This is a genomic window from Bradyrhizobium elkanii WSM2783, assembly GCF_000472865.1.
Taxonomy (GTDB): Bacteria; Pseudomonadota; Alphaproteobacteria; order Rhizobiales; family Xanthobacteraceae; genus Bradyrhizobium; species Bradyrhizobium elkanii_A.
Map to the genome: position 1 here is coordinate 1 of NZ_AXAP01000056.1, position 22041 is coordinate 22041.

Here is a 22041-nt window from a genome sequence, read left to right on the forward strand (position 1 = left end):
GGCTCGCTCGCCGGCTGCACTATCATGTTCACTTCACGCCGACTTCTGCGTCATGGATCAATCAGATCGAGCGCTGGTTCGCTGAGCTCACCAGAAAGCAAATCCAGCGAGGTGTTCACACCTCCGTCAGACAGCTCGAGGCCGACATCCGTACCTTCATCGAACGGCACAACAACAACCCGAAGCCCTTCAAATGGACCAAGTCCGCAGACCAGATCTTGGCTTCTGTCAAACGCTTCTGTCACAAAGCTCAGCAGACTTTATGTGGCGAACTTTAGATTCACGTGACTAGATTCTTGTTTTGACGCGTTTTCTTCACGCGAACCGGTGTCCACTTCGCTCGAAAACGATAACGGTCGGTTTTTCCTGAACGCTCTAACGGGGCTGTCTTCAGTGTCGGTAGCAGCCGCTATTCGTGCAGGCTATGACTAGACAGGCTTGCCCCGGCAGCCGTTTCCAGAGGCGCGCGTCAGGCATTGGCGATCAGTGAAGCGATGTCCTCGAGTGGACGCCGGCTGAAGTCCTTCGCGAACTCGCCTATGATCTTGCCTCTCAGGTCGCGGTGGAAGTGCTTGCGCATCTCGCCCAGGGTCCTGGGATCGGAGACAACGACCAGGTGTTCTATGGTCCCGTCCAGGCTTAGCTTGTTCAGAAACGCGGCCGTCGCTGCCGCGAAGTCGTCTTCGACAAGCCGCCTGCCATCGGGGTTGGCAGAGCCGGTGTGATGGCGCGCACCCGAGCCTGAGCGGGCGGGCGCAGGCGGAGCCGCCGTGATCTCGACCAAGTGCATCCCAGGTTTCACGCCTGTATTGTGGAACAGGCGGATCGTCTCGCCGTCAGCGACTGCGACTGTCGTACCGATAGGTAGAATCATCGAAAGACCTCCCGTTCACGATCCCGCATAACGCCGGCCGGTTATGATACTTGCATGCCGGCGCTCTGCGGCGCCTTTTCGATAAGCTCCAGGCGCGAAGCTCCCCAGAGCGGGGCAGTCCCAACGACGGCCGAAAGAATCGACGCGGCGAACACGGCGATCTTGGCGGCTGAGAAGTCGGTGGCTCTTGGAAACGCCTGCCCGGTGATGAAGAGCGACATCGTGAAACCGATGCCAGCGAGGGCTCCTGCCCCGGCCAACTGCCGCCACGTGTACTCCGCCGGCTTGCGCGGACCAGAACGCCTCGGGCGTCTGGGCAAGCTTAGCGAACTCGGCGGCCCGAAACGCAAGGCTGTTGTCCGTGAGCGGCCTGTGGCGGAAGGCGTAGCAGACGCGGTCGCCAAGTTGGTCGCGCGCTTGCGCGATGGGCTCGTCGGCAGCCCTGCAGTGCGGGCAAGCGTAGCTGCTGTACTCGACGAGCGTGATCTCGGCATCGGTGGGGCCAAGCACGTGGTCCGTCTCGTGGTCGACCGGACGGTCGAGGCGGCCGGGCGGGATTATGAGCTCCATCGCTGAGTCTCGGCGCGTGGCCGTGCAGCGTCGAGGAACTGACGGCTGAGCAACGCTGCTTGCGTGATCGCGTGCTGCATCTTGCTGACTGGCCTTGCGGTATGCGGCGTCGCTCGGGCGCTCGAGCAGCCGCAGGCCGCTGCCGATCACAGCGGGAAGGTTGTTGACGTCGTGGACCACGAACTGCGCTACGTCCCCGATCGCCCCCGCCTCCTCCGGCCTGCGGGAGGAGAACACGCCGCGTGTGTCGGACCGCGGGGCGGTCCGGCACAGGACCCCGGAGATCTCGCCGCCACGCCCGACGAGCGGAATCTCCACGAACCTGGACGCGATGAGGCCGCTGCCGTCGTGGCGGACGCTCCGCACCCTCGCACCGAATGTGCGCTGTACTCCAAGCGCGACGCCGGCGCTGTCCGCGAGCACGATGACATCCTCCAGCGGAGGGCTCTCGACGCGGGGGAAGGCAACGTGAGGTGTCTCTTTGATCTGCATGTCGGACCTCCTGGCTTGCGATCGTTCAATGGAACGCCGACTTCGGCCCGCAAAACGAGGGCGGGCGACTACAGCCCGAAGATTGAGTCTATGACGGTCTAAAGGAAAATCATCTCTCGCCATGGAGTCGATAGCCGACAGTTATCGGGAATGGCTGAGAGACGCTTGGCGCCGCTGCGGAGGGAGTGCGGCGCTTCCGTCTGCGAGCACTCGCCCGAGCGGAACTGTGGCCGACCGCGAAGAGATGTTCACGTGCCTACGGCCATCATAACGCGCGGCTATCGACTTCATGGCGTGACGTCATTTCCCATTCGCCGCGCGCAATCCCATGCTTACGAGCGTGAGCGAACCTTTCGCCGCCACTCCGACACCCGAACAAGGGTCCACAATCAGGAGGCTACAAATGTCAGTGAAGAAGCCGGTTCTCACGCCGCCCCAGGGCGGCGAGACGGTGACCTCGAGCGGGGGCTCAAGCGTCGAGATGAAAGTGGAGAGCAGCCAGACCGGAAGCGAATATGGCGCTGTCCTGTGGACGGTGCGGGCCGGGGAGGAGCCGCCGCTGCACACCCACTCGCGCGAGGACGAACTGGTCTACGTGGTGCAGGGGCAGCTAATCGCGCGGGTCGGCGATGCGCGCGTCGAGGTCGGGCCGGGCGCCTACGCGGCTCTTCCCCGCGGTGTGCCGCATACGATCGAGGTCGTCGGCGACCAGGCGACCCTGCTGCTCAGCTTCGTGCCGGGTGGGCTGGAGCGCTTCTTGGTCCCCCGGAAAGGCGAGAAGCCCGATCCGGCTGCTTTCGGCCTGACGTTCCCCTAGGCGGGACCGCGGCGCGGCGTTCGCGACCGTGCGCCCGCTCGGGCCCGGGTGCCGGCCGCGCGCGACCGCGCCAAATGATTGATTCCACGCGCCGGCCTAGGCGAGCGACAATGGCTCGAAGATTGGGTCTATGACGGCCTAAAGGAAAATCATCTCTCGCCATGAAGTCGATAGCCGACCGTTATCGGAATGGCAGAAAGACGCTTGGCATGCTGTGGTGCGAGTGCGGCGCTTCCCATCGGCGACTGCGAAGCGGTGTTCACGTGCCTACGGGCATCATAACGCGCGGCTATCGACTTCATGGCGTGACGTCATTTCCCATTCCCCGAGCGGAATTCCATGCTTCGCCGGTACCTTGCTCATCTAGCGCACAGCAGCTTAGCTTGTTGTGCGGGACTAAGCTCCTTTCACCCGCCGAGAGGAAATCCGCTATGGTCACTCGTGGTTTCACAGGCCGCCAATCCGGATCAGAACCATCGGACCGGATTCCCCCGGGACAGCACCTCGTCGACAATTTCCCGGTGCTTACGGCCGGCCCCACGCCGCGAATCGAGCCCGCGGACTGGACTTTCACGCTCAAGGTCGGACCTCGTCCGGTCAAAGCGTGGAACTGGTCGGAGTTCAACGCGCTCCCACGAACCAAGATGACGCGGGACATCCACTGCGTGACCTCGTGGTCGAAGCTCAACACCGCCTGGGAAGGTGTGGCCGTCGACGACATCCTCGCTGACGCCGGCCTTAGCGCACCCACTCCGTTTGCACTCGCACATTGCTATGACGGATACTCGACCAACGTGCCGCTTGCCGACCTCGCAACGGGGAAGGCGATGGTCGCGCTCAAGTACGAAGGCCAGCCGCTGCCGCGCGACCATGGGGGGCCGGCGCGCCTGCTCGTGCCGCATCTCTACTTCTGGAAGTCGGCGAAGTGGGTGAACGGGCTTCAGTTCACGGAGCGCGACGAGGCCGGCTTCTGGGAGCTGCGCGGGTACCACATGTACGGCGATCCGTGGAATGAGCAGCGATACACGAATGACTGAGGCGATTGCCGCAACCGCGCGATGGCAGAGCTGTGCGATTGTCGAGGTCGCGACGAGAACGCCGGCTATCAAGAGCTTCTTTCTCCGCCTCTCCGAACCGTTCGACTATACGGCCGGACAGCACGTTGACGTGCGGCTGACTGCGCCCAACGGCTACAGTGCCATGCGCAGCTACTCGATCGCCTCGGCCCCGAGCGATTCCAAGGTGATCGAGCTGGCGATCGAGCGCCTCCCGGACGGTGAGGTCTCCCCGTTCTTCCACGAGGTCGCCCAAGTAGGCGACACGATCGAGCTTCGCGGGCCGCTTGGCGGCCACTTTCTCTGGCCGGGGCCTTCCAACAAGCCAGTGCTCTTGATCGGCGCCGGCTCCGGAGTCGTGCCGCTCATGGCGATGATCCGGTATCGGAAGGCCAGCGGAGAGCCAGTGCCTGTCGCGCTGTTGCTCTCCTCCAGGACGTGGGATGACGTGCTGTTCAGGGACGAACTCCTCGAGCTCGAGAGGTCGCTTCCCGATTTCGTGCTGGCCTTCGCTCTGACACGCGAGCCTGCGATGCGCCGCACCGACTTCAGCAGGCGGATCGACGGCAGGATGGTCACTGACGTCGCGGAGCGGCTGCCTGTGTCCCCCGGCTGCGCCTTCGTGTGCGGGGCGAACGCCTTCGTCGAGATCGCGGCGGACGCCGCGCTCACTTTGGGACTGGAACCCAGCGCGATCAAGACCGAACGCTACGGCGCTTGAGAGACGATCCCTCTCGCGCCGCGGGAGGATGATTTTCGCTGAATGGAAGGATACGCAACAGTGAACAAAACGGGGGCTATGCGGATCCTGTCCAAGACGATCGATCTCGACGGCTCAAAGGTCTTCTGCTGCGAAGTCGGCGCGCATGGCGCGGGTACTCCGACATCGAGATCGACTTCTCGCAGCACTCTAGAAGCGGAATAAGACCATGTTTTCAGTGATTTTCGAAGTCCTCCCCAACAAAGAGAACTGGGATGACTACCTCGACAACGCCAAGATGCTGCGCCCTGAGTTGGAGCAGGTCGAGGGCTTCGTCGACAACATCCGCTACAAGAGCCTGACCCGCGAGGGCTGGATCCTTTCGCTTTCGAACTGGCGCGACGAGAAGTCGCTCGTCCGCTGGCGCACCCGCATGAGCCATCACGAGGTTCAGCAGAAGGGCCGCGACAAAATCCTCGCAGACTACCACCTGCGTGTCGGCCAGATCACAGCTGACAATCAGATACCCGCGGGGTACGCCCTCAACGAGCAGCGGCTCGACGAGACCGAGGTCGGGGAGGGAACGACGGTCACGCTGATCAACGCGACGCGCCCCGCGGAGTGGAAGCAGACCAACAACCCATACGACTGCGCCGAGTGGCTCGGACTGAACCCTTGGGCCGCCGACTGCACGTCCTGGGACATCTTCGACGCCGTGCTCGCGCCCGGCGACCTGATTCTGCTCATATCCTGGAAGGACGCCGCTGCAGCGCAGGCCTATGAGGACGCTTTCGCGCCGAATGACAAGGCAAGAATCCGGAGGGTGAGGATCGTCCGCCACTACGGGAAATACGACCGTCGCGAGGCGCCTCAATACTACGCAGATGCCAAGGGCGGCGAGACCCTCCGCGCCTGACACGGCTCCGTCGGGAAAGGCCAGCCTGCCGCGAGTTCGAGTCTGCGTTCGCCCTGCCACCCAGTCCCGCACTTCGCCAAACTTCGTGGGAAACAGACGTATTGGCGGTTGACGAATTGTCGTTGAGGCTTGCTGCGGCTTGTTGCCGAACGATTGATCTCAGCGCTGACGATCATGCCATGGGATCGCGTACACTTGGCGTGGCGGCCCGTCCGACTCTCGCACACCTCGCAGCGCACTGGCCGGCTCTCAGAAGTTCCGGAAAGCGTGTCCGTGCGTCCAAATCAATGGACCGAGCCGTTCCAACGTGTGCATGCAAGTAGCATCTACGCCCCATGATTGCGACGTGCCCATCACGTCGTCGAGTGCAAAGGCTCGTCAGTATCGACAGCCGCACCTTGACGGAGAACAACCCATGGAGCTTCATCAGGTTCGCTACTTCCTCGCCGTCGCGTCCACACTCAACTTCACCCGCGCGGCCGAGCAGTGCAATGTCACGCAGCCCGCCCTGACCAAGGGGGTGCAGAAGCTCGAGCAGGAACTCGGCGGCCAGTTGATCTACCGCGAACGCCAGCTGACCCAACTCACCGATCTTGGAAAGGAAGTCCTTCCGATGCTGGAGCGCACACTGGCCTCGGCAGAGGCGGTGCGTCGGAGGGCACAGGAGTTCCAACGCAAGGACGTCGCGCCACTGAAGATCGGCCTCGCCCCATCCATCTCGGCGTCGCTCGTCCTCGATCCGATCGCGGAGATCGCAAAGTTCGTCCCTGGGCTTCACGTCGAGCTGCGCGAGGGCGCAGCGGAGAAGCTCGTCGATCTCTTGCTTGAGGGGGAGATCAACGCCGCAATGGTCGGCGACGTGCAGGACGTGCCCGCCCGCATCGACGACTGGTCGCTGTTCGAGGAGCGCTACGTCGCGGTTCTCGCGCCGACACACCGGCTCGCAAATCGTCGGTCGATCGGCATCGACGACCTCCGTGAGACCATCCTGCTGGAACGCGCCGACTGCGACGTCGCCGCGAAGATCCAGCAATCATATTTCCCCGAGGAACCGCCCCAACTCGGTCACTGCAGCGGTCACGACTTGCACCTGCAGCACATGGCCGCCGCTGGCTTCGGCGTGATACTCGCGCCCGAGCATATGCCGCGCCTTCCGACGCTCAAGACCATTCCGCTCGAAGGCGATCCGGTTTCGCGCGAGGTGCGGCTACTGGCCGTGCAGGGGCGTCGCTACTCTCCGGCGCTGGACGCTTTCGTCAAGGTCGCGCGGCTTCGCGACTGGTCGTTCGAAGGCTCCGACCGGCGTGTACCGCACGCAGCGGTCCCAGAGGTGGCGAGGGCGCCCGCATGACCACGACACGCGCTGCGGCGGCCGACCGCTTCCAGCCAATCGATCCTCAGTCTGATGACTCTTCACCGATGCTAAACCAGACCGACAAGACACTCGCCCGGATTCGCACCGAGCTGTTGACGACGTTCAGCGCCGCGGACTGGGAGTCATACAACCACCTCGTGGGCTGGCTCCGGGATACAGATGTGGCATCGCACGCGTTGAAGGTCGGAGACGACGCGCCGGACTTCCTCCTGCCGGACGTCGACGGCCGTCTCCACTCCTCCGAACAGCTGCGCCGCAACGGAGCCCTCGTCGTGAGTTTCTTCCGAGGCGGCTGGTGTCCGTTCTGCACGGCTGAGCTCTGCGCCCTCCAGGCCGCGAAGGATGAGTTCGAGAGCATCGGCGCGACCCTCGCAGTCGTGACACCCGAGACGAGGGACTTCCCGCGGCAGCTCAAGCGGAGTCTCGGCTTGGACCTGAAGGTACTCTCCGACGTCGACTACGGCGTTGCCATGTCGTACGGCGTGCTGTTCCGGGTGCCCGACGAGATCAAGGCGCACTATTCCGGGCTAGGGTTCGACTTCGGCGCCCGGCACGGGTCACCGGTGTGGATGTTGCCCATTCCCGCGACCTACGTGATCGACGCAGAAGGCCGGATCCGCAGCGCGTTCGTCGAGCCCGACTTCACGATACGGGAGGAGCCGGCGCAAATCTTGGCCTCGCTGCGCCAGGCCGCTTTCACGTTCAAGTGAGGGAGGCAGAAGGTGGAAAGCGACGTCCGGGACAATCCGGCAATGACCCGGTTTGAAATGTTCCTCGGCGACGGCGCGCTCGCAGTCGCCTACTACAAGATCGAAGACGGTCGCGTCGTCCTGCTCCACACGGAGGTGCCACAAGAGCTATCCGGCCTGGGGTACGGATCGAGGCTGGCGCATGGCGTTTTCGAAGCGTTGCGACGCGACGGGAAAAGAGTAATCGCGAAGTGCCCCTTGATGTCCTCCTACGCCGCCCGGCACCCTCCTCGACGGCTGATCGCGGACGGACGGGACGCCAGCGTGTACAGCGATTTTGGATGACGATACCTCGCGCCTATAAAATGCATGTCCAAAGGGAATTTCTAATTTCGTCGTCGGCGTCCGATTGTTGGGCCTGCTAGGCCGGCCGAGCAAACGCGGTCGCCTCCACAGCGATTGAAACAGTGATTGAAGCCGTTGCGCCGAGTCATCGTGCCGCGCGCGAGTAGCAAAGGAGATCCCCATGAAATTATCGAGGACCGTCGGCTTGGCCGTCGCCGTCTCGCTGGTCGTCGGCACCGTGGTAGCACTCGCGCAGATCAGCGGAACTGCTCCGGCCGGCCCGACCGCGAACGTGGTGGACGCCGCCGGGCACCTGCGCGTGCCGGCGGACTACCGAACCCTCTACCAAGCGCTCGGGAGCTGGGCGATTGCCGCCGACAACGTCCAGGGCTCGAAAGAAATCCACGCCGTCTACGCATCCCCGGGGGCGATCGACGCCTACCGGAAGACCGGGCACTTCCCGGATGGCGCTGTGCTGGTGAAAGAGGTCTTCGAGACTTCGACGAACGAGATGACCACCGGCACGGTAAGCCACGCCGACAAGCTCAAGGGTTGGTTCGTCATGGTGAGAGACAGCAAGGGAACGCACCCCGGCAACTCCTTGTGGGGCGACGGGTGGGGATGGTCGTGGTTCGACGCGGACAAGCCGCTCAAGACCACCTCGACGGACTACCGTTCCGATTGCCAGGGGTGCCACGTGCCGGCCCAGGCCACGGACTGGATTTATGTGAATGGATATCCCGTCCTGCGTCACTAGGCGACCGTATGCGTGGACGCTCTCCTCTTGCTGCGGTTTCGCGCGGGTCATGCCGACAAGCTGGTGCGGCAAGAAGATTGGAGAGCCTATTGTGACTATTCGTTTCAGTTATCGACCTTTCCGGTCCGACCCGACGTTCAGAGTACAAACGAGCGCATGGAGTTCGACGTGTCTTTCTCGGTCTATGACATCACGGTCCCTGTCATGGTGCACGGACTGAACGTGATGGACGACGACGACTATCTCGACTACGCCCAAGCGCTCGAGCGAACCAAGGGGATTGAGCCTGGAAGGATCCTTGGCGAGCGGCTTGCGTCCGACATGCTGACTTTCCGAGAAAAGTTTTCCGTAAGCTGCAATAAGGTCGATGCGCACATGGCGAAGCTGATGCAGCGCGACGCGCCAGGACCCCACAACACCGTCATGATGTACCCGGCATTGAGGGAGCGGCTCCTTCGAGACCCTAGGCTTCCTGCAAAACGTGCAGCCGGACGAGATTGCCGGCGCGCGGTCGCACACGTACGAGCTGACGCCGCCTATCGTGCGCGGGTGGTTCGGCGGCGACGACTACATCCGGCACTTGGTGCTACCCGACTTCTTCTTCCACATCTCGATTGCGCACGCGATCCTTCGGCACCTCGGAGCGAAGATCGGAAAACGCGACTACCTCGGCAACCACACTCAGCAGAGCGGCGGCGACTACTCGTGAGAGGCGCTTGAGGCGCCGGGCATGGCCCGAGGCCTTCAAGACAAGAAAGCAAGTTCAGGGGACGCCGATAGTGAGCGAGTTGCAAGAGGTCATTGGCGCGCTGCAAAGCGAAGCGGACTTCGGGGCTGGAGGCGCGAATTGCATGAGTTTCCATGAGACGTTTCGGCGAGACAACGCCATGCATATGATCGACCTGCTCGCAAGCGGGGTTGCTCACGACTTTAATAATAGATTGCAGAGCATGGCCAGCGCCCTCAGCATGATACGCGTGCGCGTTGCCGCCGGGTGCACGTCTGACCTCGGTTCTCTCATAGAAGTTGCAGAACGGTCACTCGTTAGCGCCAGCGACCTCGCGCATCGTCTTATGACTGTTGCGCGTAAAACGGTTCGTCAATCAGACAATCTATTTCACCTTAACGATGCCCTCCTTTCAATGAGTGATCTGCTGCGCTGCGTCATCGGAGAAGGAATCGTGCTACGCTTGGCTTTATCGGATTCAGCAACTCGGATCCGATGTGATTCTCACCTGCTCGAATGCGCGATTATAAACCTTGTGATAAACAGTCGAGACGCAATGCCCGAGGGAGGTATCATTACAATCGAGACCAGGAAGACTTACTCGCCCAAAGGCGACGATGGCCAAGAGTATGTTTCCCTATGCGTCACTGATTCTGGATGTGGCATTACCTCCGACGTCCTGGAAAAGGTATTTGAACCATTCTTTACGACGAAGCCACAAGGCGTCGGAACCGGGCTTGGACTTCCAATGATACGCCATTTTGTTGATCAGGCGCGCGGCCACATTGAAGTTCACAGCATGCCGCAACAGGGCACATGCATAAAGCTCTACTTACCGACTGCCGCCGAAAGCTGAGAGTATGCGCAAAGTCGGCGGCCGAAAGGCCGCGTCAGAGATTGCATTCTGATGGGCGGCGTCGAATGTTTAACGGCATCTCAGCGCCGCTGGGCAATGCTCTGCATCTTGCTTGGACTTGGCCTAAGTTCCCTCGGAAGCGCGATCGTGAATATCGCCTTACCCAATATCTCGCGTTCATTCGCTAGTAGTGACGCGGCGACCGTTTGGGTCGTGAATGCCTATCAGCTTTCGGCAACAGTCTGCTTGTTGCCCGTCGCAAGTCTGGTCGAGTCACTCGGTCTGAAGCGCGTTTATGCCGCGGGTCTAGCTATTTTTGTTCTCGCGTCGTTAGGTTGCGCTTTCGCTCCAACATTACCGATGCTGGTGAGTGCGCGCTTGATTCAGGGTATCGGAGCGGCCGGGGTTTCTGTGGCCGGCGTTGCATTTGTACGCGTGATCTATCCGCACCGCATGGTCAGTAAGGGCCTCGCGATGGTCGCATTAGCGGTGGCGATACCTGGAGCATTAGGGCCTACCATCGCGGCGACAATACTTGCCGTGGCAAAATGGCCCTGGTTGTTTCTGGTGAATGTGCCATTCGGCCTCGCGGTACCGCTATTTATTGCCGCTGCACCATCAGACGTTCGGGTTCGTCGCCCTCTCGATCTGATCGGGGCCGCTCTCAATGCGCTGGCGTTCGGGCTTTTCGTCGTCGGTGTCGGTACGCTGGGTATTGGCGATGGGCGCATTGCGATGGGAGAGATCGTCGCAGGTCTTTTCTGCTTCAGCCTCTTCGTTCGACAACAGCTCCAGCACCCTATGCCGATGCTGCCATTCGATCTTTTCCGTATACCTCTGTTTACACTATCGGCGTGGACATCTGTCTGCTCCTATGCCGCACAAATCCTGGCTTACGTCTCCTTGCCGTTTCTATTTCAGGCGGGGATGCATCTCTCGGCCGTGGAAACAGGCTTTCTCTTGACGCCCTGGCCGGTCATGACTGCCATCACGGCTCCAATCGCCGGCCGCTTGACAATCCGCTACCCCGCCTCGGTGATTTGCAGCATTGGCTTGGCATTGTTGGCGGCCGGTTTGCTTCTGACGGTCTTCTTGCCGACAACTCCGGCGAAGTGGGATGTCGTTTGGCGCCTCGCCCTTTGCGGTATCGGCTTTGGCCTTTTCCAGACCCCGAACAACACTGCGATGATGACGGCTGGACCCATAGGGCGCAGCGGGGCAGCGAGTGGGATGAATGCCGCGGCTCGCTACGTCGGATGGTCACTTGGTTCCGCCTTGGTCTCGCTGATCTTCGGCTTGGGCGGAGATCATGGCGCGGTCTTTTGTCTGGTCGCCGGAATGGCCTTCGCTCTGATGGGAGCCGCTACCAGCAGCGCCCGTCGGTTCAGATAGCGTCAAAATGCGGGACGCCAGCACCTCGTCGAAAGTTGCGTGGCCATGTCCGGACATGGGATTTCGGTACATAGAGCATACAACACCTATCCCTTAGCGGCCGAGATCACCAACACCCCGCCCCATGGCGAATGTTTCCCTCCGTTAGAATGGGATCGAATACGGCCTCTCCCTACCCCCGCTGCAGCACCAGGGCCGTCAGCTCGTTTGGCATGTCGAGCATCACATCATGCCCGCACGCAAACTCCTCTCGCCACCAGCGGCGTTCTCCTGCGAGGTCGTAAAAGCTGTCGAAATAAGGGCTGTCATAGCTCCGCGCCCGGATGTATCCGATGTTTGGAATCGCGTCACAAGCGCCGCTGATCTGCGCCGGCGCTTCGAAAGTGGACAATGGCTGCGCCGTGCACTGTCGGTCAACCCAATCGGCGTCTGCCGCGTTCACTGCCAATAACGATGCCGGAGGCGGCGGAACCTTCCAGCCATCGCCGTTCGCCGCGGCGAGTTCTCGGAAATTCTTGCCCTTATCGGGTACGTAGTCGAAAAGAGTTTTGCCGTTGTTTGGCACAAAGGCATCGAGGTAGATCAACGAGCGAATCCGGTCCGACATCCGGTCGGCGACGTGACGCACGACAAATCCAGCATAGGAATGTCCGACCAGGACGATGTCGCGCAGTTCTTCCCAAGCCATGAGGTTGGTGACATCCGCGATGTGTGTGCCGAGGCTGACCTCACGGCTCAGGAGATGCGACCGTTCTCCAAGACCGGTCAGCGTCGGCGTGAACACCCGGTGGCCTTTTGAGGCCAGGAGGCGGCGCACGCGAGTCCAGCACCAACTGCCGTGGAACGCGCCGTGGATCAGAACGTAATCTGTCATTCTAAGCTTCTCCCGAGCCGCCCGCTATGGCCACGGCTGGCGTCGGTGTTGTTGCAGCAATAATGGCACCGCAGATCGAAGTCGCAGCGGCTACGACGAGACCGACCTTGTAACCGGACTCGAAAGACGCGACACCGGCGGCCAGCGCCGCGCCGACAAGTTGCGCAATCCGGCTCGCGGCATTGTTGACGCCGGAGGCGAGCCCTTCGTCCGTCTGGTCAACACTCGACATGACGGACGCGGTAAGCGGCGCCACGAGCACGGCGAAGGACAGGCCAAGCAGCGCCATCGGTACGATCACGCCGAGCATCAAGGCTTCTTTCTGACCAAGCGCCATCCAGACGTAGGCCAGTGCGGCACCTGCCGGTCCCGCGATGAGCATGGTCCGCGCGCCAATCTTGTCCGCCAAGCCACCGAAGACATTCGACAAGAGCCCTACGCCGAGCGTGAAGGGCAGGAATGCCAGCCCGGCATCGGTCGACGACAGGGCGCGGCGATCGACGAGGTCAAAAGGCAGCAGGAAGAACATGATCGAAATCCCCGTATAGACCATCAGGGTCGCGACGTTCAGTCCGAGGAAAGCGCGGTTCTCTACCAGACGGGGCGGCGTCATCGGGTGTGCGCTTCCGCGCTCCCAGATCGCGTAGACGGCGAGCCCGACAATGCCGAGCCCGGCGACGATCGTGAGCGCCGTGGTCGTCCGGGCGGAAGCGCCCGCGGCCGCCCAAGCTTCACTGGGTCCGATTTGGCTGAGCGCCCAGGCAAGCGCGCCGAGTGCCGAAGCTAGGATCGCGGCACCAATCACGTCGAACTGGCGCTGGATGCGGCCATCTTTGGGCGCGAAGACCAGCAGTACTCCCACTGCTAAGAGCGCGAGCGGAGGGTTGATCCAGAACAGGGATGGCCAGCCAAAGGTCTCAGTCAGCCAGCCGCCCAAGACAGGACCTCCGGCGGTGGTGAGAGCCGATGCGGCGGCCCATACGCCGATCGCCCGGTTCCGCTCAGCGCGCGGATAGGTGGCGCCGATCAGGGCGAGGCTGGCGGGGGTGACAATCGCCGCGGCCGCTCCCTGCGCGACGCGGGCAGCGATCAGCCAGGCCGGCGAAGGGGCCAGTGCGCAAGCCGCGGAGGCCAGACCAAACAGGACGCAACCGAGCCCGAGCATGCGCGCCTTGCCATAAACATCCGCGAGCGCGCCGCCGATCAATGTCAGCGAGGCGAGCGCCAGCATGTAGCCGTTGAGAACCCATTGAACGGAGGCGAGGTCCGCTCCGAAGTCAGCGCGCAATCTCGGTAACGCAACGGGCAGCGCTGTCGCATCGATGAACGCCATCGAGGACGCGATTACACAGGCCGCGAGCACCATGCGCCGGCGCCGAGGCCGCGCTTCCCGCCCAAGCTCTCGCGGGCGGGGTTCTGCATCGATAACGCCGCGGCCGCACTGCTCTACAAACGGCGCCTCGTGGTGACAAGCTCGCGATCTCTGGTTTGCAGGAGTGGTCATTCGCAGTCTCGCTTTGGGTTGTAAGTACTTCTGACAGCGGCCTTACATCGTGGCGGTCGCCCCCCGGCGAGGGAAATCGCCTCTTGCCATGGAATCGATAGACGATCGTTATTGCCTCGCCGCGCGGCGTGAGGCCGCCGCGGCCTGCGCAACTTGCCTTGATTTGCGAATGGCAGAGAGGACCGCCGCAGCAGCATTCTCCGCTGCTATGGAAACTATACATGCCGGCTATTGGAAAATTTCGTGCCGCGCTGCGATCAATGCTTAGCACTGTCGCAGATTTCATCGAGTAACGCCCAGGGTAGTCTCGGACGGATATTACTCAATTGCGTGGGAAAAAGTATGGTCGTGGAGAAAAAAGGTAGGCGCCTTACCCTACTGGTCGCCGGAGCGGTTTCCAGCGCAGTTGCCATAACAGCTGTATTCGCGCAGTTCGAATCCAATCACGCCAACGCACCGACGAGCAAGCGCTATCTCCCGGAATATACCGCGTCCGGTGACTTGATCCTGCCGAAGGACTTCAATGAGTGAGTGTTCGTCGGCTCACCGCTCACTCCCAACGCGCTGAACGGCGGGAAGGCCAACTTTCCTGAATTTCACAACGTTTATATCGAGCCGGGCTCATACGAGATCTACAAGAAGACAGGTGAGTTTCCGGAGGGAACGATCTTCTTCAAGGAGCTGCAGCTGACGCTCCCAGCCGAGAACCCGGATGGATCGCGCACCGAAGCCTCCGGGCGAGGCTTCTTCCCCGGAAAACTGAACGGCGCAGACGTTACGGTCAAGGATAGCAAGCGCTACGCCGACACTGGAGGCTGGGGTTACTACAACTTCAATCACCACGAGCCGAAGGCGCCGACAGCCGAGCTGCAGCCAAAGTCCGAATGCGCGTTCTGCCACATGGCAAGCGCTAAGAAAGACGACGTCTGGACCCAATTCTATCCGCTGCTGGACAAATGAAATGGTCAACAAACGCTACCGGTTCACCAACGCAGGGATGCCGCTGGCATGAGATGTCGAACGGGCTCTTATCGCTGGAACATATCCAGCAAAGAGGCAAACAACCGAGGAGACAATTCACATGAAAGCGATTGTGGTAACGGACCAGGCTGCGGGAACGGCGGGGATGAAGCTGGTGGAGCAGCCCGAGCCGCAGGCAGCGATAAACGACGTCGTCGTTCAGGTTCATGCGTCGGGATTCACCTGGGATGAGCTGACGTGGCCCTCGACCTGGACCGATCGCCTCGGCCGTGACCGGGCNCGTTCAGAGGCGTAGCGGCAAACCTTTTCGCAGTCGGTTTCGCTCAGGCCAACCGGCCGGCAGATGCGGGTTCGACAATGCAGATATTTCGACAGGGGCGCCGACACGACACCTTCGTCGAGATTGGCTTCGATCAGGACGTGGGGCTCGCCCTCGGTTGCGGCGCCCGCTATCGGCCCGACGTACAACGCCGAATGCGACCAGGTCGATTGAGTCAGATATTTGATGCCGCCGGAAATACGACCTTTGCCTTCGACCAGCAAAACGTCACCGGGTCGAAGAGTGTCGCGTAAGGCGGTCGAATCCTTCGAGGTGAGCGGCTCACGGTGGTTGGCCGACTTCTGCAGCCAAGCAATCAAACGTCCCACGTTCTCGAACATCCAGCCCATCACTCGTCGCTCGAATTTTTGGTGTTTTCCCGTATGGCAGTTCCAAGTCAGCTTTGTCGTTCGGTTACCCAAGTCACGCTCCAAGCGTAATCATAGAGAGATGGACTGGACAATTGCACGAGAGGGTTGATCCGTGCGTACGTTTGTCTGAGACGGGTATACCGAGGTTTAGGATCGACCACCCTTGCGATTGATGGGAACGTCGCACCTCGCTCGGCGGCTACCGAGCGACATCGGTCCATCAGGCGGGTGACGCTGTTGTTCACCCAGTGCGTTCGCGAGGTCGGCGCCGCCAAGCGACAAATCGAATCGTCAGCGCCGCCCAGAAGACGCACGGCGCGTCTACCGGCTCGGCGTTGGGGCTGATTTCGGATTTTGGCCCGCAACCGACCTTCCGACCGTCGTGTCGAGTGCCGGTTATCGGGGATAAAGCGCAAGTCGCCGGATGATGTCGTGAAGTCGCAGTTTGATGGACAAGCGGAAGTATCGCGAGGAGTCAGAGTATTACCGCTTGTGACCCGGAGCGGACACCGGCAGTCCTGGTTTTGGACAGAGAAGTCCTTCTCGCTGGTTCAGGTTCATTCTCTGATAGCGCGTGTCAGAAGCACATCCTATGATGGCTACGCGGCGATGCCGCCGCAAAGCCAATATCTTACTTGCTATGCGGAAGCACAATCTTGCCGTACCCAACAACAGACGCACGAGGGCATCATGAAGCACGCATGTTTGGCCGGCTTGCTTGGCGCCAGCTTGTTGGCCGGTTTGGCAGCTCCTGCCGGAGCTCAGACCGCAGTCACAGAACAAGAGGCTCGGTCAATCGCGGTCGATGCTTATCTCTATTTCTATCCGCCCATCTCAATGGATGTCACGCGGAAGGTGTTCACCAACATCGAGCCCAGTAAAATTCCAGGCAGAGGGCCGATGAACACTTTTTAGAGTATGCATGCATATCCATCAGCCAGTGCTACAACTTCGACACCCTATACTCCGCTGCATGGCTCGACATGACGAAGGCGCCGATGGTCGTATCGGTACCTGACACGAATGGGCGCTACTACCTGCTTCCGATGTTGGACATGTGGAGCAACGTGTTTGCTTCGCCCGGATGGCGAACCACTGGCACCCAGGCAGGCAATTTCCTGCTGACGCAACCCGGCTGGAGCGGCACCATTCCGCAAGGCATGACGCGTATCGAAGCACCGACGCCTATCGTTTGGATCATCGGCCGCACCAAGACTGACGGCCCACCGGACTACGAGGCGGTCAATAAACTTCAGGCAGGGTATAAGGCCTCGCCGCTCTCGGAGTGGGGCAAGCCCCCTGTGCCGGCCAAAGTGACAATCGACCCCACGGTAGACATGAAGACGCCGCCCAAGGTTCAAGTGGACACGATGTCTGCGGAAAAATACTTTGCCCACGCCGCCGAGCTTCTCAAGACGATCCCGCCGCACATCACCGATCAGCCAATCATCGCCCAATTGAAGAAGGTCGGCTTCGAGCGCGGCAAAAGCTTTGATGTTCAGAAACTCGACCCCGCGATCCGGAAAGCTTTCGCGGGCGTTCCCGAGGAAGCGCAGAAACTGATGGCATGGAAGATACCGACGCTCGCTCGCGTCGTTAACGGTTGGTCGATGAACACCGACACGATGGGCGTCTACGGCAACTACTATTTGAAACGCGCCATTGTCACCCAAGTCGGTCTCGGCGCGAACCTCCCCGAGGATGCCATATACCCGATCAACCTTGCCGACGACACCGGAAGGCCGCTCGACGGAGCGAACAGGTACACGCTTAGCTTTGACAAGGGGAATATCCCGCCAGCGTATGCGTTCTGGTCCATTACGCTGTATGATGCCGAAGGGTTTCAGGTCGCGAACCCCCTCAATCGGTTCAACCTCAGCAGTTGGATGCCGCTGAAATACAACGCGGATGGATCGCTCGACCTGTATTTCCAGAACGAAAGTCCTGGGCCTGACAAGGACGCCAACTGGCTTCCCGCCCCGAAAGGCGCGTTCAACTTGCTGATGCGTTTATATGCCCCGAAGTCGGAGGCGCTGACTGGCAAGTGGAACCCGCCCCCGGTCACGCGGGTGCAGGCACTGCAGAGCTTGAGCGCTCAATAAAATAACACGACCCAAGAGCGCAGCGACGTGCAAATGCCGCTGCGCATACCCGAGATTGGACGCATGCCGGCTTCTGGCCTAATGCGAAATCCGCGCGGGGTTCTGAAATGGTCTGCTTGTCGGGTTAGACCGGAAGTGACCGGTCGCCCTTCCAAGCAGCACTCGTGACCCCAAGCGGAGGTCATGCGCAACAGTTTCGCAGATACGGCGCATCACTCTGGCGCGTGCCTTGATAGCATTCGCGCGTGCTGAATGGGGGACGCCGCCACCGCGACTTGGAGCCGCGTGTTTTGCGCGTTGAACCTGAACTGTTCAGGCGCACTTTTGCTCTAATTGCCGCGCTAAATGGCCTTCCGTTCTGTCTTGGGTAACATTCGTTGTGAAGTGACGGGCGACATTTATTGTGGGCCGCCGCAAGGCCGTACGGAAGATTACTAGCCCAGGTCACCCTGGAGCCCAGCTCGGCAGCCGCATATCGGCGGGGAGAGCGCGTGCATCTAACGAAAGCGAAATCGCGGGACGAAACCGGTCGAAGAGTCCGATTCTATCTGGCTCTTGGCTTGGTGACGGCGGCGACGCTGATGCTGCAGATCATCGAGACTAGAATCATTTCCGTTATCTCATGGTACCACCTGGCCTTCTTCGTCATCAGTATTGCCATGTTCGGCCTGACGGCTGGCGCGGTTTTTGTCTATTTGCGCAAGGAGAAGTTCAGACCGGAGCAACTGTCCTACGACCTGGCTGTGGCGGCGCTGGCCTTCGCCTTAACGGCCGATCTTGCCATGCTCGTGCAATTGACGTTGGTGACAGGTGCTTCGCCGTCACTCACCTCCCTGGTGGCTTGGGCAGAATTGGCACTCTGTCTCGCCGTTCCATTTTTCTTTTCGGGCATTGTTGTGAGTCTTGCCCTGACGCGCAGCCCCTATGCAATCGGAAATGTCTACGGAGCGGATCTGATCGGCGCGTCCGCTGGGTGCATCGGCGCCCTCGTGCTCCTGAATGTGATGAGCGGGCCATCAGCGGTGTTGTGGGTCGGTGCGCTCATCGGGCTCGCGGCACTTGGCTTCGCCAGCTCCGGACTCGGTACCCTGTCCGAACCCACCTCGCTCGGGTCCAAGCTCTTTCGCTTCCGCCGAAGCATTGTCATCGGCTGCCTACTCTTTGCGATTGCGAACATGCTCACGACCTATGGCGTTCGACCGACGATCATCAAAGATCACGTGGAAACGCAGGCCCACCTTGCGTACGATCGCTGGAATTCGTTTTCCCGCATCACCGTCAGTCGGAGCGAAACCGTCCCGCCGGCGATGTTCGGTGCCTCGCCACGTTTGCCGCATTCGACCATTGAGCAGCGAGCGCTGAATATCGACGGCGGCGCCGGCACCGCCCTGTACCGCTTCGGCGGAGACCTCGCGAGTCTAGGGTTCCTGCGCTATGACGTGACCAACCTTGCCTACGCCATTCCGGACCTAAAAACCGGTGCCGTGATCGGCGTGGGTGGTGGTCGGGACGTTCTGTCGCAACGCCTCTTCGGCCTGAGTGACGTGACGGGGGTCGAGATCAATCCGATCATCATCGACGTCCTGGAGCGCCAGTTTTCCGACTATACGGCGATCACGACGTTGGATGGGGTGAAGTTCGAGGTCGACGAGGCGCGCAGCTGGTTTGCCCGCACACCGCGCTCCTTCGATGTCATCCAGATGAGCCTGATCGATACCTGGGCGGCGACGGGCGCGGGCGCCTTCACGCTCACAGAGAACGGTCTTTACACCGTCGAGGCCTGGCAACGTTTTCTCGGTCGGCTTAATCCAAGTGGCCTGTTCACGGTGAGCCGCTGGTACGCGCCCGGCGAAGTGAACGAGACCGGGCGATTGGTCAGCCTCGGTGTCGCAACTCTTCTTGCAAGCGGCGCCGCCGAGCCCCGCCGCCACCTCTTCCTCGCCGCAGCCGGGAAGGTAGCGACCCTGATCGTGACGAAGTCGCCGCTCTCGCCGGCGGCGCTCAGGGCGCTCGAGGATGCCGCCAATGCCAATGAATTCACGGTGCTGTTAAGCCCGGACACGTCCGCGCCATCCGCCGTGCTTGGGCAGATCGTCAGTGCTACGGACCGTCGCATGCTCGACCGGGCGACCACCGGCTTCTATCTCGACCTCACGCCGCCGACCGATGCGCGCCCTTTCTTCTTCAACCAGTTGTGGTTCGCTACGCTGTTTGACGCGGACGTGTTCTCGCACTTCACCCACATCGGCGTGTTCGCGGGCAACCTGATCGCGACGCTGACCCTTGCCATGCTCGTTCTGATCTCGGTCGCGCTGGTCGCCGCTACGATCATTGTTCCGCTGCGGCCGACGGTCAGAGAAGCCGGCTGGCAGCTGGCCGTGGGCGGCTCCATTTATTTCGTTCTGATCGGAAGCGGGTTCATGATGGTCGAGATCGCTTTGCTGCAGCGAATGAGCGTCTTCCTCGGTCATCCCGTCTACGCGTTGAGTGTCGTCCTGTTCAGCCTGATCCTGTGGACAGGCTTCGGCAGCCTGGCATCCGAGCGCATCCGCCTTGTCGGAACAGGCAAGCTCTTGGCCTGGAGCGTGGCGAGTGCCGCTTACTTGTTCGCGTTGCCGTTCTGGCTGCCTCCGCTCTTGGTTGATCTTGATGGCGCGGGCCTGCTCATTCGCGCCGGCCTGTGTGTTCTTGTCCTGGCGCCGGCAGGGTTCCTGATGGGCTTTGGATTTCCCACCGGCATGCGACTGGTCTCAACAATCAGCACGGGCCCCACGCCATGGTTCTGGGGCATCAACGGTGCTGCGGGCGTGCTCGCCGCAAGTGTCGCCGTTGCCACCAGCATTGCCTTCAGTATCGATACGACGCTCAGGATCGGGGCCGCCTGCTATCTCCTGGTCGCCGCTCCTGCAGTGATGTTGATGTCCGCTGGCGCCCGATCCAGCCACGCCACTCTCCGATCCCTGCACCCGAGCGAGCGTACGAATGTATAGGATATCGGGTGGGCCGCGCCGACGAGGTCATCGAGTGCGAGAGCTTCCGGTGTTGGCCCAAATGCGAAGTTCGGCTTAACTTCGAAATGGTCCGATTTATCGGGGGAGAGCGGAAGTGATCGACCGATCAGCCAAATGGCGCTGTTGACCCACAACGGACCTCGTGCGGTGAACAGCGTTCGGCTCTCAACACTAAGAGAGCTTCCCCCAGCGCGTTCTGTGGCCCACCACATCGGCCCGTGCCACCGAGGGTGATCACGCCCAAACAAACCCATCCAAGTATGCCGATGGTGACGACCCCCGCACCGAGCACCATCACGGGTACGGTCATGGCGAGGTAGTAAGGTCCGTCGACGAGCTCAAAGGGTAGCAGAAAGAACATGATCGAAGCCGCCGCATAGACCAGCAGGGTGGCGACGTTCAGCCCGAGGAAGGCGCGGTTCTCCACGAGGCGAGGCGGCGTCATCGGGTGTTTGCTTCTGAGCTCCCAGAACGCATAGACGGCGAGCCCGACAATGCCAAGCCCGGCGACGATCGTGAGCACCGTGCCCGATCGGCTGGAGCGTCCGCGGCGGCCTGAGCTTCACCGGGGCCGATCTGGCTGAGCGCCCAGGCGACCGCCCCGATCGCTGAAGCGAGGATCGCGGTGCCAATCACGAATTTGCGCTGGATGCGGCCATCTTTCGGCGCGAAGACCAGCAGAACCCCCGCTGCAATGAGCGCGAGCGGCGGGTTGATCCAGAACACGGAGGGCCAACCAAAGGTCTCGGTCAGCCAGCCGCCCAGGACAGGACCTCCGGCGGTGGTGAGAGCCGATGCCGCGGCCCATATGCCGATCGCCGGGTTCCGCTCCGCGCGGATAGGTGGCCCCGATCAGGGCGAGGCTGGCGGGGGTGACGATCGCTGCGGCCGCTTCCTGCGCGACGCGGGCAGCGATCAGCCAGACGGGCGAAGGCGCCAGCGCGCAAGCCGCGGCCGCAAGGCTCTACAAACGGCTGCATCTCGTGGCGATGAACTCGCCGTCTCTGGTTTGTAGGAGTGGTCATTTGCAGTCTCGTTTCAGGTTGTAGGCGCTTCTGACAGCGATCTCACACTGTGACGGTCGAATCCCGGCGAGGGAAATTACCTCTCGCCTTGGAATCGATAGGCGATCGTCCTTGCCGCTCGCCGCGCGGCGTAATGCCGTCGCGGCCTGCGCAACTTGCCATGATTTACGAATGGCGATGAGGACCGTCGCGGCACAATTCCCGGCCGCTATGAAAACTATACGCGCCGGCTATTGGAAAAATTCGTCCGGCACTGCGATCAATAACTGCGACGTTCGCAAATTTGACC

19 protein-coding genes and 7 pseudogenes are annotated in these 22041 nt (G+C 61.3%); 18 read left to right on the forward strand and 8 right to left on the reverse strand.

Features of this window, described 5'->3' with window-relative positions; translation table 11 throughout:
• Positions 1-278 (forward strand): annotated as a pseudogene (locus YY7_RS53695) (IS630 family transposase); the annotation flags it as partial.
• Positions 279-469: 191 nt separating this feature from the next.
• Here YY7_RS53695 and YY7_RS0134150 read toward each other — a convergent pair.
• The 3 genes and pseudogenes from YY7_RS0134150 to YY7_RS64835 form a co-directional block, all read right to left on the reverse strand.
• A complete protein-coding gene (locus tag YY7_RS0134150) occupies positions 470-874 on the reverse strand; it encodes a host attachment protein (RefSeq protein WP_028167118.1) in 405 nt (134 codons plus the stop codon).
• 41 nt (positions 875-915) lie between these two features.
• Entirely contained in the window at positions 916-1278 is a 363-nt protein-coding gene (locus tag YY7_RS58805) for a Na+/H+ antiporter NhaA (RefSeq protein WP_155255430.1), read from the reverse strand.
• Positions 1184-2059: pseudogene (locus YY7_RS64835) on the reverse strand (thioredoxin domain-containing protein); the annotation flags it as partial. The gene YY7_RS58805 and the pseudogene YY7_RS64835, both read right to left, overlap by 95 nt.
• Positions 2060-2339: 280 nt before the next feature.
• On the opposite strand from YY7_RS64835, the gene YY7_RS0134160 reads away from it, so the two are divergent.
• The 12 genes and pseudogenes from YY7_RS0134160 (at position 2340) to YY7_RS0134210 (ending at position 11565) form a co-directional block, all read left to right on the forward strand.
• A complete protein-coding gene (locus YY7_RS0134160) occupies positions 2340-2753 on the forward strand; it encodes a cupin domain-containing protein (protein WP_028167120.1) in 414 nt (137 codons plus the stop codon).
• A gap of 431 nt (positions 2754-3184) precedes the next feature.
• Positions 3185-3790, forward strand: coding sequence for a sulfite oxidase-like oxidoreductase (locus YY7_RS0134165; RefSeq protein ID WP_028167121.1), 606 nt, complete (start codon positions 3185-3187; stop codon positions 3788-3790).
• Positions 3783-4529 carry a ferredoxin reductase gene (locus YY7_RS0134170; protein ID WP_028167122.1) on the forward strand — a complete coding sequence of 249 codons (747 nt, stop codon included), beginning with the start codon at positions 3783-3785 and terminating at the stop codon, positions 4527-4529. Before YY7_RS0134165 ends, YY7_RS0134170 begins: the two co-directional genes overlap by 8 nt.
• A gap of 208 nt (positions 4530-4737) precedes the next feature.
• Positions 4738-5424, forward strand: a complete 687-nt coding sequence (locus YY7_RS0134175; RefSeq protein WP_028167123.1) for an antibiotic biosynthesis monooxygenase family protein — start codon at positions 4738-4740, stop codon at positions 5422-5424.
• 415 nt (positions 5425-5839) lie between these two features.
• Positions 5840-6775, forward strand: coding sequence for a LysR family transcriptional regulator (locus YY7_RS0134180; RefSeq protein ID WP_028167124.1), 936 nt, complete (start codon positions 5840-5842; stop codon positions 6773-6775).
• Positions 6772-7509 (forward strand): peroxiredoxin-like family protein, encoded by a 738-nt coding sequence (locus tag YY7_RS0134185; protein ID WP_028167125.1) that lies wholly within the window; start codon positions 6772-6774, stop codon positions 7507-7509. Before YY7_RS0134180 ends, YY7_RS0134185 begins: the two co-directional genes overlap by 4 nt.
• Before the next feature lie 12 nt (positions 7510-7521).
• Complete coding sequence (locus YY7_RS53715; protein WP_245287504.1) at positions 7522-7833, forward strand: GNAT family N-acetyltransferase; 312 nt, start codon at positions 7522-7524, stop codon at positions 7831-7833.
• Positions 7834-8014: 181 nt separating this feature from the next.
• Entirely contained in the window at positions 8015-8590 is a 576-nt protein-coding gene (locus YY7_RS0134195; protein WP_028167126.1) for a cytochrome P460 family protein, read from the forward strand.
• A gap of 156 nt (positions 8591-8746) precedes the next feature.
• Positions 8747-9031 (forward strand): annotated as a pseudogene (locus YY7_RS65260) (DUF1993 family protein); the annotation flags it as partial.
• Between the two features lie 28 nt (positions 9032-9059).
• Positions 9060-9299 (forward strand): annotated as a pseudogene (locus tag YY7_RS64540) (DUF1993 family protein); the annotation flags it as partial.
• 70 nt (positions 9300-9369) lie between these two features.
• Positions 9370-10173, forward strand: coding sequence for a sensor histidine kinase (locus YY7_RS53725; protein WP_155255427.1), 804 nt, complete (start codon positions 9370-9372; stop codon positions 10171-10173).
• A gap of 96 nt (positions 10174-10269) precedes the next feature.
• On the forward strand, positions 10270-11565 hold the full coding sequence (locus tag YY7_RS0134210; protein ID WP_283807032.1) for an MFS transporter: 1296 nt from the start codon (positions 10270-10272) through the stop codon (positions 11563-11565).
• Between the two features lie 172 nt (positions 11566-11737).
• On the opposite strand, the gene YY7_RS0134215 is transcribed toward YY7_RS0134210, so the two are convergent.
• Entirely contained in the window at positions 11738-12439 is a 702-nt protein-coding gene (locus YY7_RS0134215; RefSeq protein ID WP_028167129.1) for an alpha/beta fold hydrolase, read from the reverse strand.
• Position 12440: 1 nt separating this feature from the next.
• Positions 12441-13805, reverse strand: coding sequence for an MFS transporter (locus YY7_RS53730; protein ID WP_035691630.1), 1365 nt, complete (start codon positions 13803-13805; stop codon positions 12441-12443).
• Between the two features lie 480 nt (positions 13806-14285).
• On the opposite strand from YY7_RS53730, the gene YY7_RS63690 reads away from it, so the two are divergent.
• The 3 genes and pseudogenes from YY7_RS63690 to YY7_RS62630 all read left to right on the forward strand — a co-directional run.
• Positions 14286-14474, forward strand: a complete 189-nt coding sequence (locus tag YY7_RS63690) for a hypothetical protein (protein ID WP_245287507.1) — start codon at positions 14286-14288, stop codon at positions 14472-14474.
• Positions 14475-14903 (forward strand): cytochrome P460 family protein, encoded by a 429-nt coding sequence (locus YY7_RS53735; RefSeq protein WP_245287508.1) that lies wholly within the window; start codon positions 14475-14477, stop codon positions 14901-14903. It abuts the gene before it with no gap.
• A gap of 121 nt (positions 14904-15024) precedes the next feature.
• Positions 15025-15210 (forward strand): annotated as a pseudogene (locus YY7_RS62630) (NADP-dependent oxidoreductase); the annotation flags it as partial.
• Positions 15211-15212: 2 nt separating this feature from the next.
• Here YY7_RS62630 and YY7_RS53740 read toward each other — a convergent pair.
• Positions 15213-15593: pseudogene (locus YY7_RS53740) on the reverse strand (lipo-like protein); the annotation flags it as partial.
• Between the two features lie 711 nt (positions 15594-16304).
• On the opposite strand from YY7_RS53740, the pseudogene YY7_RS53745 reads away from it, so the two are divergent.
• Both YY7_RS53745 and YY7_RS0134240 read left to right on the forward strand, forming a co-directional pair.
• Positions 16305-17716 (forward strand): annotated as a pseudogene (locus YY7_RS53745) (DUF1254 domain-containing protein).
• A 581-nt stretch (positions 17717-18297) separates the two neighbouring features.
• The gene (locus YY7_RS0134240; protein ID WP_155255429.1) at positions 18298-20706 is read left to right on the forward strand and encodes a hypothetical protein; all 2409 of its coding nucleotides are present in this window, start codon (positions 18298-18300) and stop codon (positions 20704-20706) included.
• A 127-nt stretch (positions 20707-20833) separates the two neighbouring features.
• On the opposite strand, the gene YY7_RS63695 is transcribed toward YY7_RS0134240, so the two are convergent.
• A complete protein-coding gene (locus YY7_RS63695; RefSeq protein ID WP_028167131.1) occupies positions 20834-21250 on the reverse strand; it encodes a hypothetical protein in 417 nt (138 codons plus the stop codon).
• Entirely contained in the window at positions 21169-21567 is a 399-nt protein-coding gene (locus YY7_RS63700; RefSeq protein WP_349642698.1) for an MFS transporter, read from the reverse strand. The genes YY7_RS63695 and YY7_RS63700 overlap by 82 nt, the downstream gene beginning before the upstream one ends.
• Between the last annotated feature and the right edge of the window lie 474 nt (positions 21568-22041).